Here is a 14,257-nt window from a genome sequence, read left to right as displayed (position 1 = left end):
TGATTAAAACTTTCCCAGTATGCACTCGATCGATGGGATCCAGAGAATGGGTTTCATCCTCAAGATGATTATTTGGTGATTTCTCTGTCGTCGAATTGGGATCATCCTCAAGTCGTTACCAGAGGTCGATGGTGGGCAACTCCAAGCCCAGAACCTGGCAGAGGTAGATGATCTATCGGGGGCCGTAACTCAAGGGAGATCATTTCCCAGGAGATCATCACCGCCATGTGAGTTTCGGCTGAGCCGACTTCGAGCGGCGGTTCATCTGAAACAGGAAGGCTGGGTTATTGGGGATCGTGAAGCCATTTGCTCCGATCGAAAGGTTTGTGTGTGAGTGATTTCGATTTTCGTATCGCGCTCCGTGTTCAAGCGATAAAATGACGTTATCGACTCGGCTCGCTCTCGTCGGGCAAGCTGGAGCCGGTCAGGGTGGCCCCGTAGTGTGCAGTCATGCGCCTCGGGGCTTTTTTTTCGTTCCTTCCAAGCATGGGAGGTAGCGATGTCAGCCAATATCACATTCAGAAACGGTCCTCACAGAGCCAACTTACGGCCTCGACGCCTGGGGCTCATCGTGTCGCTGCTGATTAGCTCGATCAACTTGCCGACAGAAGCCTTGGCGGTCGATATCCCCGTCCTCGTTGTCCCCGTGCGCTTCGCCGACATCTCTCCCGAGTCGACGGTCGCGGAGATCGATGCCTGGGTCCGGGGCGAGGTGGCTGGGTACATCCGAGAGGTCAGCTTCGGCACCTTTGAACTGGACGTGAGAACGCTCGGGGCGAGGGACGACACCTGGTTCGCCATTCCAGGCGTTCAGGCCGACTACGGCGCGGGAGGTCGGGGGACCGAAGTGCCGATCCGGCTGGCGATCGATGCCCTCTACGCCGCCGACGTCGCCTGCGACACCGATCCGGACGCCTTGGCGGGGGCGATCGACTGGCCGCGCTTCGATCAAACGGCCCCTCCCTATCCTGCCATCCTCGTGGTTCATGCCGGCCACGCAGACCGGCGCAACAACGATTCGATCCACGACTGGGCCGTCCACCTCGGTGCCCGTGAGTCATTCTGGAAGCCCCCGCCGAGTCCCACGATCCCCGCAGGGACTCCGGCCGATTGGCTTGCTCGCGGATACCCCTGGCCAGTCCCCGACGACATCGGCCAATCGCGCACCGTGACCGTGGCGATCCTCTCGGAGACTCGCGTTGGGGCCTTCGAGGATGGGAGTTTGTATTACGAGTCCGGCCTGGGAAGTTATGCCCACGAGCTGATGCACGCGATCGGTTGGCTGCCGGACCTCTATGATCTGTATTCGGGTTTTTCCGATGTCCTCGGTGTGGAACTCCTGTCGATCGACGACGACTTCACGGCCCGCTGGGCCCTATTGGGCAATGGGGACACGAATCCCTCGGCGCCGTACGGGCTTCGCGGCAGCGTTGGCACCTTCAACCCGTCCGAGTTCGAATCCCGACCAGCTTATCCCATCGGGTACAGCCAGATCCAGCTGGGACTGCTCGATGATGCCGACAGGGATGTCGTGCGGATCGTGCGGCGTCCGCCCCTGGGAGGTTCGACTAACTCGGCGTCCCTTGTCCTGCAGCCGCTTGAGGACGACCCCTCTACGCCGTGTCCTGAGGTTGGCCTCGATTGTGTGCGGGTGATCAAGATTCCAGTGAGCTCCGACGGGCGGCTGTACTATCTCATCGAGGCACGCAAGTGGCAGGGGTCGGATGAGGGCCTGCCGGACCAGGGCGTGCTGATCGCCACCGTCGATGAGAGCCGCAGCCCGGGCAGGGGGATCGTTCGAATCGTTGACGACACGCCCCTCGAACCCATCGACGACCCCGGCCTGATGGTCCGCAATGCGTTGAACCCCCTTGACGATGCCACCTGGAAGGCTCCTCAGGTCTTTGCTCCCGACTCGGTCGCGGGGCTGACCGTCTCGATTGCCGAGGATCTCGGTGATGGCTACCATCGCATTGAGATCGTCTACCCACCCAGTCCCCAGCCCGACGTCGAAATCACACCCTGGGGTGCCCCGGACCCGCCTCCGTACAAGACGGTGGACGTCTGGATCGACAGCCGGATCGAACTGGAAGGGGGACTCTTGCTCAATGACTGGGACGAGTACGCCAACCCCGACCCGCTGGGCAATCGTGATCCGCTGTGGCTCGACCACCTCAACCGAGTGCATGTCCGGCTGCGGAATCTGGGAGAAGGCCCGGCCGAGGACGTTGAGGTACGTGTCTCCTGGGCACCCTTCGGAGCCGGTCAGTCCCCTTCTGACTGGCAATTCCTTGATCAGACGACGGTGGACCTCGGCGCCGCGGGTGGGCCCGACGCGGAGCGGGTCGTCGTCCTCGACTGGACGCCTGATTCGAGCGCACTGGGAGCCGGCCAGCACTTCTGCCTGCTGGCGGAACTCAGCTGTGCGGGTGATCTGAATCCTGGAAACCAGCAGGCACAAGAGAACGTAACCGACGAGTACGCCGAGAGCCCGGTTGAGCACGGCTTCCAGATCACCAATCCCGGTCCCCAGCCTGCGCGATTCTTTCTCCAGGTCGACCGCTCTTCACTCCCAGGCGATTGGGCCGTCGAGCTGGAGGAGTACGAGTTTGTCCTCGGACCGGGTGAGCGTCGTGGTCTGCAGGTCACAGTTGTTCCTCCCACGGTTTCCGAGCCGGTGATGCGAACAGTCTCGGTGCGTGTCTCGACCGATGCGGGTGACGTCGCGCCGGTGCCCCTCGGTGGGATCTCCCTCGATGTCTATGCGCGTCCGTCCTCGACGGTCCAACTCCTGGAACCGGTCGTAACACGTGGCAGGGTCATTGTGAACGGATTCCTTCGACCAGAGCGAGCTGATGTGCCCGTGATCCTCCGCTATGTTCGCCCGGACGGGACCTCCTGGGTTCGCGGCGTGCGAACAAGGGACGATGGGCAGTTCTCCGACCGGATCGAGGACGCAACGACGGGGACCTGGCGCGTGGCCGCCACCTGGCCGGGAGATTACGCATATCGCCCCTCGGAATGCCCACCGGTCCCGTTCACGGTTTCAGGAAGGCCAACGCTTGTCGTGGTCGTGACCGTTGCGGTGTTGCTGTTCGTCGCGGTGTTCGTGTTCAACAGGATTCGTAGGAGTCGTTCCCAGTGATCGAGCCAAGTCTGTTGCGACTCCGGCCTCAGAAGGGGAACAACCTTCTGAAGCCGTGCCCCAGGACGACTGGGTAGAGCGACAGGTTTCTCACCAGAGCCGCAGTGTGGGAATATCTCGGTACCATGCAGGACTCTCCCAGATGAATCTGGGCGAGACAATGGCTGAGGGCTCGGAGGTGAGTTGGTCCGAACGGACCATTCTGAATCCTGCCGATCAGGTCGGCGGGCAACCCAGACTCCCCATGCAGAGCCCCAAGCCAACCGCCCAGGATCGCAGCAATGGTGTCGGTGTCCCCACCGGCACTGATCGCGTTTGTCAAAGTTGTCATGGGGTTGTCGCCAAACCTGAGGAAACAATATGTGGCGAAGCCGAGCGTGTGGACGACGAACCCAGAGGTACCGAGGGCGTTCGCCGCCTCCGAGACCTCCGAGCCGCACAGGGCCAGCTCCGTTCCCTTGTCGATCGCTGCGCCAAGTTGGGGGTCGGTCACAAACCGCCGGGCTTCCTTTTGGCAGTGAATCAGGTACGAATGTTCGATGCTCCGAACACATGCGGCGGCCATCTCGCTCACGTAGAGCGCCCCCTCGACCGCCCGCAGATCCCGGTGGGTTACTTCAGCGAGTGCCCTTCCGAAGGCTCGCCGTTGCTCCGACTGGTCGTGGAAGAAGGCCCCTACGATTGCCGACCTCATGGCCGCCCCGTTTCCCGCTGACAAGACCCCGCTTCTCGAGCACCCGAAGGCGATCCGAGTACACGCCCGCACGGTACCCAGTCCGATGCCAAACGGCAGCCGGCAGAACCAGCCGAGCAGAGAACGCCGGAAGGTATGCACGCACGCCTCCCGATCGTCTGGATTCCTCGCAAGCGCCTGAGCAACGAGCGCCGCCTGTTCCGTATCGTCGGAGACATAGCCGGTCGAGCCCAGCAGTCGGAACCGGTCCACCCGCCCGAAGCGTCGGGCGATGGCACGAGCCGACATCCCTTCGGCGGGCAGACCCAGGGCGTCCCCCAGGGCAGTGCCCAGAAGTGTCCCGGAAAGACGGTCGATCGTGATCGTGATCGGGCTGCTGACCATCGGAGAAACTGTCGTCTTGAGAATCAGGCGGAAGAACACCGACAACATCTTACAAGAGTCAGAGGTTGAGGGCTATGGCGGGGCATGGCGCGACGTTGTAACTCAATTGAGTACATTTCTTGCCCTCGAGGAAAGAGAAACGTCAAAGCGCCTAAGGAAATGGACCAATGCCACTGTGACTGGGCCAGGAACGACTTGGCGATTCGCTACTACGACGAGGAGTGGGGAGTGCCGGTCCACGATGATCGACAATGGTTCGAGTTCCTGATTCTCGAAGGGGCTCAAGCTGGGCTCACTTGGGACACGATCCTCAAGAATCGAGACCGCTATCGGGTTGTTGTCGACGGGTTCGATCCAACGGTCGTTGCTTGATAATACCGGAGGAAGGTCGACAACTTGCTCGCCGACCCGGGCATCGTCCGCAACCGGCTGAAGGTTCGCGCGGCGATCAATAACGCCCAGGAGTTCCTGATCGTCCAGGACGCAATTGGCAGTTTCAACTCCTACATCTGGCGGTTCGTCGAGGGAATCCCGATCCGCAACCAATGGCGGTCGATCAGGGAAGTCCCGACCCGCTCCCAGCAGTCGGAGGCCTTGAGTCAGGACCTGAAGCACCCGGGATTCGCGTTTGCGGGGACCACGATCTATTACGCCCTCATGCAGACCACTGGGCTGGTGAAAGACCACCTCGTGAGCTGTTTCCGGCATTCGGAGGTCAATGGACCTGAGGAGGCCAATGAACTCTTCCCGAACCTCCTTGGGGGATCAATGGATGTGGCGACGATCCCATTCGGACACCGCGCTTGCTTCTCTCGATGAACGTCCTTAGAGCCTGTAGGGAAAGCTATCGATTCAGCTTCTTTGTCAGCCGTCGAGCCATCAGATGCGCCATCGCGAGTTTGATCAACGCCTCGCCGCTGGAGCAGGTCGCCTCGTAGTCCTTCGAGAGGCGGCGGTAGCGGCCCAGCCAGGCGAACGTCCGCTCGACAACCCAGCGGCGCGCGGCAGGACCTCGAAGCCGTGGGCCAGCCGGCGTGGCACCACCTCCAGCCGCACCGGCTACGCCGGACGCCAGGCCCGCACCCAGGCGGCCAGCCGGGCGTAGGCGCCGTCGGCCCACACCCGTCGCAGCCGGCTGAAGCGGCCGCGGATCGCCGCGAAGACCAGCTTGGCCCCCTCGGCGTCCTGGACGTCGGCGGCGTGGACGACCACGGCGAGGATCAGGCCGAGCGAGTCGACCAGGAGGTGACGCTTGCGGCCGACGACCTTCTTGCCGCCATCGTAGCCTCGGGGCCCCCTTTTTCCGTCGTCTTGACCGACTGGCTGTCGATGATCGCCGCCGAGGGCTGGCGGGGCCGACCCTCGGCGGCCCGCAGGTCGCCGCGCAGCTCGGCCATCAGCCGGTCGAAGGTGCCATCGGCCTTCCAGAGGCGGAAGTACCACTGCACGGTGCCCCAGGGGGGCAGGTCGTGCGGCAGGGCCCGCCACTGGCAGCCAGTGCGGGCCAGATACAGCAGGCCGTTGACGATCTCGCGTCGGGGGTGCTTGGCGGGCCGGCCGCCGGGCTTGGGCGCCGGGATGAACCGACAGACCTGGGCCCACTCGGCGTCGGTCAGGTCGCTGGGGTACGGGAGTCGTGTGTCCATACCGGAAGGCTAGGTCACGCTTTCCCTACAGGCTCTTAAGGGGTTGATTGGCTCAACGGGCAACAGAACTGGGACGAGGTGACCCGCGACTCCTCGGCGGATTGTCCCCTACGAACCGCCTCGAGATTGGCTGTGTCTCCGGTCCAGCATCAAGCTCGGAGACCTCGAAACGAATGAGGATCGGGGGGAAAGGAATGCGGAGGACAGGTCGGTCGGACATCACGGAACGGATGAAGGGCTACGAAGCCCGCGCCACGGGCCGGTTCATGCCTATGTTGCCGGTGGTCTGCCGGGTCGACGGGCGGAACTTCTCCCGATGGACTCGGGGACTTCGTCGGCCCTTCGACCCCCGCTTGACCCGGCTGATGATCGAAACGGCCCGGCAGCTCGTCCTCGAAACGGGGGCCGTCGTTGCCTTCACGCAGAGCGATGAGATCAGCTTGGTGCTTCTTGCCGAGGAGGCGGATGACCAACTCTGGTTCGGTGCGAAGCAGAGCAAGATTACGAGACTCTTGGCAGCGACCACCACTGGCCTGTTCAATCGACTGCTGCCCGAGCTCATCCCGGAGAAGGTCATTGGCACCTCAACTCACGAGCCTCCCTGTCCTTATGCAACCAGGGACGAGTGGTGGGATCGAACTCTCCCTGCCGAACTGCCGGAAATCCCGCCCCCATGTTCCTGTGGGGCCTGGTCCCGAACAACGCCCCAGAACCTGCCATGCTTCGATGCTCGAGCGTTCAGTGTTCCAAACCTGGACGAGGCGGCCAACGCGATGCTCTGGAGAGAGATCGATGCAACGCGCAACTCACTCTCGATGCTTGCCCAGCACCACTACGACCATCAGGCGTTGATGGGTAAAGGGCGGGCCGAGGTCATGGAACTGTTGAGAGCCCGAGGGGTCCACTGGAACCGCGCTCCGGCGTCGTTCAAGCGGGGAACTTACCTGCGTCGCTCTCCAGATCGTTCAGAAGTCGGGGTGGTGGTGGAACTAAACCTGGAGCCCCTGAGAACCTATCCTCATGAGGAACGAGTTCGGCTGCTGTTCCGGTGATCCAAACGAAGTCTCAGGCCCGGCTGAACTACGTCGGGATACCCACTGTTGCGTGGGATGGAATCCGCCAGGCCTCCCGAGAAGAGCACAATTGCGACGGGGAACCCCCAACCATCGATCACAAACCCAAGTTCCCATCTCCTATTCCGGTCTGAAATCGTCCAACCGTCGTGGCGGGAGGAGCGGCACTCTGGCAGCGCATCGCTCGGGCGAGACCTCGAGCTCCAAGCGAGGTCTCACCGGGCGAGGGTTTTGGTCGGAATGGCAAGGGTAACGTGAACGGAGTCTTAGTGATCGATTCCCGCCAGGCTGAGCAAGAAGGCGTAGTCGAAGGCCGTCTCCCGGTAGCGACGATAACGCCCTGAGACCCCTCCGTGGCTCCCTTCCAGGTAAGTTCGGAAGAGCAAGAGGTTGCCGTCGGTTTTCGTCGCCCGAAGCCGGGCGACCCACTTCGCCGGCTCCCAGTACTGCACCTGCGAGTCCTGCAAGGAAGTCGTCACGAGCAGGTTCGGGTACGCCTTCGCTTCGACATTGTCGTACGGCGAATAGGACTTCATGTAGGCATAATACTCCGGATCACCCGGGTTGCCCCACTCGTCGTACTCGAAGGTAGTCAGCGGGATCGTCGGGTCCAGCATCGTCGTCACCACATCGACGAATGGGACAGCGGCGATCACCCCTCGGAACAGCTCGGGACGCAGATTGATGACCGCCCCCATGAGCAATCCCCCTGCGCTCCCGCCCTGGGCGAACAAGCGATCGGGAGATGTGTATCCCTCGTTCACAAGGTGGTCGGCGCAGGCGATGAAGTCGGTAAACGTGTTTATTTTCTTCAAAAGCTTGCCGTCCTCGTACCAGGCCCGGCCGAGTTCCTGACCGCCCCGGATGTGCGCGATGGCGAACGCGAAGCCGCGGTCGAGAAGGCTCAAACGTGACAGGTTGAACGCTGCGTCGGTGCTATTGCCGTACGATCCGTACCCGTATAGCAGCAGCGGCCGACTTCCGTCTTTCGGGAGTCCCTTACGGTAGACGATCGAGATGGGGACCTCCGTCCCGTCCTCCGCTGTCGCATGCAGCCGTTCGGTGACATAATCCTCCGGATCGAAGCCCCTGAGCACCTCCTCCCGCTTGATTACCGTGGCCTCACGAGTCAAGAGGTCGTAGTCGATCGACGAAGGTGGCGTGGTCAACGAGGTGTAGACGTATCGGAGCGTCGTCGAGTCCATCTCCCGGTTTGGGCCGATGCCGGCCGCATAGGTTGGCTCGCCAAAGTCGACCTCGAATGAGGCACCGCCGTCCCACGGCCGGACGACCAGGCGGACGAGCCCGTCACGGCGCTCTTCGGTCACCAGGTGATCGGTGAACAGTTCAAACCCCTGCAAGAAGACGTCGTCACGGCCGGGCACGATCTCCTCCCAGTGCTCCTTGCCGGGCGAGGCAACGGGAGCGGCCATCAGCCGAAAGTTCTCGGCGTCGAGGTTTGTCCGGATCAAGAACCGGTCCCTCAGGTGATCGACATCGTATTCCAGGCCGCGCTGCCTCGGCTGAACGACTGCGAAGTCTCCCTCCGGCTCGTCTGCGTCAAGGAACCAGGACTCGGTGCTGAGCGTCTGACTCGAGGTGATGAGGAGATAACGATCCGACTTGGTGCGTCTCACATAACAGGAGAATTCCTCGTCCGGCTCCTCGAAGACGAGGTGGTCGTTGGCTGGGTCAGTTCCCAGCGTATGGCGAAAGATCCGGAACGACCGAAGGGTTTGAGGGTCCTGTTTCGCATAAAAGATCGTCCGATTGTCGTTTGCCCAGGCGAGGTTCCCGGTGACCTCCGGAATCTCATCGTCGAGCATCGTGCCAGTGGCGAGGTCCTTAAAGCGGATCGTGGCAATGCGCCGACCGGTCGTGTCCGTTGCGAAGGCGAGGATGCTCCCGTCGGGGCTGACTTCGTCGTTCATCAGGGCGAAGTAGGCGTGCCCCTCGGCCAGCTCGTTCTGGTCGAGCAGCACTTGCTCCTCGGCGTCGAGTGAGCCTTGTTTGCGGACGAGCAGCGGGTACTGTTTGCTCGGTTCGTAGCGAGCGTAATAAATGAAGCCGCCGTCGCGGACGGGCGCCGTCGCATCGTCCTGCTTGATCCGCCCGACGATCTCCTCGTAAAGCGACTCCTGCAGCGGCTCAGTCGGGGCGAGCATGGCAGCGGTGTAGGCGTTCTCGGCCTTAAGATACGCGATTACGTCGGGATCGTCACGGTTGCGGAGCCAGTAATAGTTGTCGATCCGAACATCCCCATGCGCCTCCAACCGCTCTGGCACGATCCGTGCATTGGGTGGCTTCGGTACCTCCTGGGGCATCGCCGCCGCGGCGATCACGAGCGGGCAGAACAAGGCGAAGGCGAAGGCGCTCACACCCCTAGTTCGAACGGTCATGCAAGGGCTCCTCTCGGGCGGTGTCGATCCGGGTGTCCGTCGGCCAAAGATCGTGCCGATTCCGATCGATTTTTTCGGGTGATCCGGCCTTTGGCACATCAGTGGCCTTCAGACCATAGCATGCCCCCGAGGACCGCGGAAGCCGTCGCCACACCGACGGATAATCCGCGACTCGTGTCCCCTGAAACACTCAGAACCGATCCCGCGTTCGGGTTCCCCAACGCACGCACCGCTTGCGAATGTCAACACCTCTCCTGTTTCAGGAGACCGAGTTGTACGTCGAAGTCCCCAGGCAATTGACTCTCGGAAATGCTGAAAGGAGTGATTCCCCACCGATCGAAGATCAGGTCGACTCACCTGTCCCCAGGGGTGAGTCAAGGAACCAGCAAGAAAAATCCTAAAACCCCTCACCACTGGTGAAACCGCCGGGGCGACTGCGAGGGGGACGAGGAGCAGATTGGGGACGCGGAGTGACAGGGACTCTTGGGCCGGACGAGGGACCGGGAGTCGACCAAGGGCTGGGCGGGCGGGGGCCGCCGGAGCGGCGCTCGACGCCTCGCCAGGCGGAGCCTCGGGTCGCGCCGTCGAGCACGGCGCCAATCGCCTCGACCAGGATACGAGCCTCGGGCGAGTTCAGCACGTCAGTCCCGGGGAGGCCCGGCGTCCCTCGGTCGAGCTGATGGGGCAAGAACTGCTGAGAGGTTCGGATCGAGTGCCAGGCTCCCTCAAAGTCAATCGACCCCCGGACGAGCCCAGCTTGCAGGCGTTCTAGATTCAGCCGGTCAGAGAAGACGGAACGGGCCGAGTCGTAGTTGGCCGACCGGAATCGGCGGACGAGCTCTCTGCTGGCCTCTAGCGTTCGGTCAGCAGAGGACCGGTGTCCGTCCAGCGAAGAGGCCTCGTGCCGGAGTCGGTCGAGCTCGGCGTCCACACGGGAGAGTCGATCGACCAGTTCGTCGTCTCGGGGGGCGGGAGTGAGGGCGGCCCTCCTGCGGAGAACGGCCGTCTCGGCACGATCCATAGATTCCTGGAGTCGCTGCAGAGCACGTCGGTAGTAGGGGTTTTCCAGCGAGGCGAGCTCCGCGAGCTGGCGGTCGAGTTCGTCGGCCGACTTTCGAGACTGCTCCAAGCTCGCGACAGTAGCATCCCGTTCGGCCCCGAGGCGGCGTCCTTCCTCGAGAACGGCGGTCAATCCCAGCTCGTCGGCGCGGGCCTGCTGGAGGGCATCAACCTGGTCCATCAGCTCCTCGAACCGATCGCGACGGGAAGCGACCTCGGCCTCGACCAACGCGGGGACGCGGCTCAGGAACTCGAACGCGACGCGGGCCCGGGGATAGTTGATCAGGCGGGCGACCCAGCGGTCCAGCCCTCGGGTCGGGCCAGAACCGGTGTACTCGGGGGTGCCGTAGTGACGGTCGTTGAGGTAGCGGAAGAGAGGGCTGGAGCGGAAGGCAGGGAGCTTGGTTTCGGCCTCCGATCGAAGTTCATCGGCGCGTTGTTCGTCGCGGTGGAGGTCCTCCTCGGCACGGGCGGCAAGCTCGGTACGTTTCCGAAAGTCAGCGTCGGACTTCAGGGCGTCGGCAACTTGTTGCTCGAGCTCCTCTCGGCGGGTGACCAGCGCGTTGAGCCGATCGGTCAGTCCGTCGGCCCTGGACTCCAGGCGTCGGGCCTCATCGCCGGCCTGAAGCAGGCGGTTGCGGAGGCCGGCCTCGTGCCGCTGTTTCTCGTCGAGCAGGGCGAGCAGGTCCGATCGGGCCTGCTCGAAGCTGTGGTCAATGGCTTCCCTCGTCATCTCGGGCAGGTCGGCGCGGGCCAGCTCGTGCAGCGCCCGACCGCGTTCCGCGGCCAGCTCCCGACGTCGGGAGTCGAGCCTGGACGACTCTGCTCGGAGCCGATCAGCCTCGTTCTGGGCCTCGTTCAGCCATTCCCGCAAGACTCGGTAAACGGTCGGGCCATCGGTGGGCATGATCGGCTCACCACTCCGTGATCTGTCCGAGCCGAGAGAGGGGACGGCCGTCCTCTCCGAGCATACGGACCTGTTCGTCCGGCTGCCCCCTTCGCTTGACAGCGAAGAGGAAATCGTCGACCCGGCCGTCGGCCTGTTTGTCGTTGAGAAGTCGTTGGTAGACCGCCTCGGGAACCCGTTCGGCCCAGGTTGTGACGGTAGTGGTCTGCCCCGTCTCCTCGTTGCGAATGGGGCGTGGCAAGGGTCGGCCGTCGGGCCCTCGGGCTTCGACGATCAGGTAGTAGCCGGCGAGGCGACGGCCCTGATCGTCGTTGTAATAAGTGTCGATGCCGCTCATTCGGCCGGGCTCTCGAACGATCTCGACGTCGTACTCGGCCTGGAGCGCCTCACCGAGGAGATCGAGCCGAGCCTGGACCCGCTCCAGACCGGCGGTGTCCTGAATCTCGACAAGGGCGAGAGCTTCGTTCCGGAGCTGTTCGATGCGATTTGCAGCCTCGGGGCCCTCAGCCAGGGCGGTAAGCTGGGACGCTTGTTGCTCAATTCGCTGGTTCAGTGAGGCGACGGCCCGTTCGGTCCTGGCAGAGGGAGACAGTGGGGCCATCGGCCGGAGCAGCAACAGCCAAAGAAGCGCGAGCCCGATGCCGAAGGTCACGAGCACGGCAGAGAGCGACCATCGCCGAACGTAGAGGTGGGCCAGGGCGACCTCGGGGCTCAACGGGGGCTCTCGGAAGTCGTAGAGTGAATCGTAGTAGTGGTCGATCGCCACATCGACCTCCTCGGGGCGGACGGGGTCTCCTGAGGCCCGGGCGGCGGCAAGAATTCGGTCTCGGAGGCGGGCCTTCACCTCGTTGAGGTTGAGCTGCTCGGCCACCAGGTCGCGGTCCTTGCGCATCCGGGCGGAGGCCTCAAGGATCTGAAGCATCTCCCCGAGGCTCGGATCGCCTGGGCTGCCCGAGGGGGCTGGCTCTGTCGGCAACAAGGTCGTTGACTGCGGCGGGGGCATGGTGGCTGACTCGTGCAAGCGATCGGCCGGTCCGGAGGCGCCTCCGAACGGCCGTATTATCATAGGAGGTCACCGGTACTGGAGGGAACCTCCTGCTTCCCCGTCGGGTGCCGGTATGCGAACCTAACATCGAGCGGGTTCGGCCGAGGCGTCGGCGGGAGCCACGGGACCCTGCCTCCATCACCCCCAAGGAGCTGCGACCTCCATGGCCCGATCTTCCACGAAAAAGTCGTCGAACAAGACTCTTGAATCGAACACAGGAGGGCCGCCGGCCGTCGTCTCAGGAACGCAGAAGTACCTGGACCAGGCATTGGAGGTTCTCAAAAAGTTCGATGTGACCCCAAAGCCGGATCTCACTCACGAGATGATCCGGTTGCTGGAGGAGGTCAAGCACGTCGATGAGCCGAGGGTTCTGGCCATCGGCAACACCGTAAGGTACATGAGCAGCTTTAACAGGCTCGTGCGAGACAACGTTGAAAACATCAACGTCGGCGACCGCTATCTCGAGATCACCCAGGCATTCGACTCGGTCCGAGAGGACTCCAAAGCACTGATTAACCAGCTCTCCGACGGCAAGATCGGCCCGATCGAGCGTGCTCAAAACCTTTGGATGCGGATGCGAAGAGGGAGCCCGGCCGCACGCTTCGACAAGATCGCCGAAACCTACAAAGAGGTCGCCGCCGACACCAAGGATCAGCTCGATCGCGAAGAGGCGATCATGGACGGCTACATCGACTTCCGCTTCGCTCTGAAGGAGGCCGAGATTGCCGCCCGGGAACTCTTCGAGATCTACTCGCCGCAGTACGAGGCTACCAAGGTTCGCCTTGCCGAGGCGCAACGGGAGATCGACGACGCCCCCGAGGACGACCCCGCGGTCAAGGCGCGGCTGGAGCTGACCCGCGACGAAGCCCGGGACGCCTACGAAGAGTCCGACCGCACCTACCAGCTCCTCAAGGATATTGCCGAGGACCTGGCGATCGGCTACGACGTGGGCGAGACGCTGATCACCAAGCTGAAGCAGACCCACGACGTAAAAGACCGGGTCTACCGCCGTTCGGTCACCTTCTTTACCACGAATGAGCACGTCTTTACCGTGCTGGGGACGGTCTACACCTCGCAGCATGGCCTGCATGAGGCGACCCAGTCTCACGAAGCGATGAAGGAGGGGATCAACCGGGGCCTGGAGGACGTTGCTGAGCTGGGCCGAGAGCTTGAGCACGCGGCGATCAAGGCTGGTTACGGCTCGACAATCCGGCCTGAGTCGGTCGAAAAGCTTGTCCGGGCGATCTCCGACTACCAGGTCGACTCGTTGAAGCTGATCGCCGAGCTGCGGCAGGAGAGCGAGCAGAACGCCGCCGAGATTCGTCGAGTTGTCGAAGAGGGCAAGCAGCGATACCAGGAGACGCTTGCTCGCCTCGCCCTCGGCGGCGGTACCGCCTCCAAGTCGGCCGCCCTTGAGAACAAGTGATCTTAAGAAGAGGTGACCAGCGAGGACTCCGATGGAGGCTGGTCAAGCTCCAAGACGAATCGCTCCCGGTCGAGGGTTGCCGGACCTGAGTGCACGCTAAGCTCGAACCTGGCTGCCCCGACCGGAGAGAGAAACTGGCCAATTTCTTTCACGAAAGCGACGATCCAGAGGCCCTTACGAGTTCTCTGCGCTCTCTGGAACTCCAAGACCGCTCAGGCTTCTTCACGCGACCGTAGGGGTAGGCCCGGTTTGAAGCCCTTCCTTCGAGTTGACCTTCCTCCCCACCTTCCTTCCGGTGAGGGTCGTGCCAGACTCCCCGGAGCCGGCCGCCGAGTCGCCATCGATCGCTCCGTCAAGAACGGGCTCGGCCGAACACTTACGCAGAGGGGGGCAGCGTGCTCGTCGGCCAAGAGGCTCCAGACCTGATCGATCCTCGATGGCCCGAAGGCCGATATGCGTGGGGGAGCGGTGACTGTGGC

Annotated in this window: 7 protein-coding genes and 2 pseudogenes; 4 read left to right on the top strand and 5 right to left on the bottom strand. The window is 62.9% G+C overall.

From position 1 onward, the window contains the following. Window positions 1-571 precede the first annotated feature (571 nt). Window positions 572-3,145, top strand: a complete 2,574-nt coding sequence (locus tag HG800_RS26475) for a hypothetical protein (protein WP_169981332.1) — start codon at window positions 572-574, stop codon at window positions 3,143-3,145. A 28-nt stretch (window positions 3,146-3,173) separates the two neighbouring features. Here the strand turns inward: HG800_RS26475 and HG800_RS26470 are convergent, their stop codons facing one another. Beyond that, on the bottom strand, window positions 3,174-4,223 hold the full coding sequence (locus HG800_RS26470; RefSeq protein WP_206352483.1) for an ADP-ribosylglycohydrolase family protein: 1,050 nt from the start codon (window positions 4,221-4,223) through the stop codon (window positions 3,174-3,176). Window positions 4,224-4,307: 84 nt separating this feature from the next. Between HG800_RS26470 and HG800_RS26465 the strand changes: the two are divergent. Continuing rightward, a pseudogene (locus tag HG800_RS26465) lies at window positions 4,308-5,042 on the top strand (DNA-3-methyladenine glycosylase I). A gap of 25 nt (window positions 5,043-5,067) precedes the next feature. On the opposite strand, the pseudogene HG800_RS26460 reads toward HG800_RS26465, so the two are convergent. Continuing rightward, a pseudogene (locus tag HG800_RS26460) lies at window positions 5,068-5,869 on the bottom strand (IS5 family transposase). Window positions 5,870-6,099: 230 nt separating this feature from the next. On the opposite strand from HG800_RS26460, the gene HG800_RS26455 reads away from it, so the two are divergent. Next, complete coding sequence (locus tag HG800_RS26455; RefSeq protein WP_169981329.1) at window positions 6,100-6,921, top strand: tRNA(His) guanylyltransferase Thg1 family protein; 822 nt, start codon at window positions 6,100-6,102, stop codon at window positions 6,919-6,921. Window positions 6,922-7,208: 287 nt separating this feature from the next. Here HG800_RS26455 and HG800_RS26450 read toward each other — a convergent pair whose 3' ends face one another. The 3 genes from HG800_RS26450 to HG800_RS26440 all read right to left on the bottom strand — a co-directional run bounded on the left by HG800_RS26450 (window position 7,209) and on the right by HG800_RS26440 (window position 12,310). Beyond that, window positions 7,209-9,341, bottom strand: coding sequence for a S9 family peptidase (locus HG800_RS26450; RefSeq protein WP_206352482.1), 2,133 nt, complete (start codon window positions 9,339-9,341; stop codon window positions 7,209-7,211). Window positions 9,342-9,738: 397 nt separating this feature from the next. Beyond that, complete coding sequence (locus tag HG800_RS26445) at window positions 9,739-11,307, bottom strand: hypothetical protein (RefSeq protein ID WP_169981327.1); 1,569 nt, start codon at window positions 11,305-11,307, stop codon at window positions 9,739-9,741. Between the two features lie 7 nt (window positions 11,308-11,314). Next, window positions 11,315-12,310, bottom strand: a complete 996-nt coding sequence (locus HG800_RS26440; protein WP_169981324.1) for a DUF6384 family protein — start codon at window positions 12,308-12,310, stop codon at window positions 11,315-11,317. Between the two features lie 205 nt (window positions 12,311-12,515). Between HG800_RS26440 and HG800_RS26435 the strand changes: the two genes are divergently transcribed. Continuing rightward, window positions 12,516-13,778 carry a cell surface protein gene (locus HG800_RS26435; protein WP_169981321.1) on the top strand — a complete coding sequence of 421 codons (1,263 nt, stop codon included), beginning with the start codon at window positions 12,516-12,518 and terminating at the stop codon, window positions 13,776-13,778. Window positions 13,779-14,257: the final 479 nt, after the last annotated feature.

Source organism: Tautonia rosea, from assembly GCF_012958305.1.
Classification (GTDB): domain Bacteria; phylum Planctomycetota; class Planctomycetia; order Isosphaerales; family Isosphaeraceae; genus Tautonia; species Tautonia rosea.
This window is presented reverse-complemented; position numbering and strand designations above follow the sequence as displayed.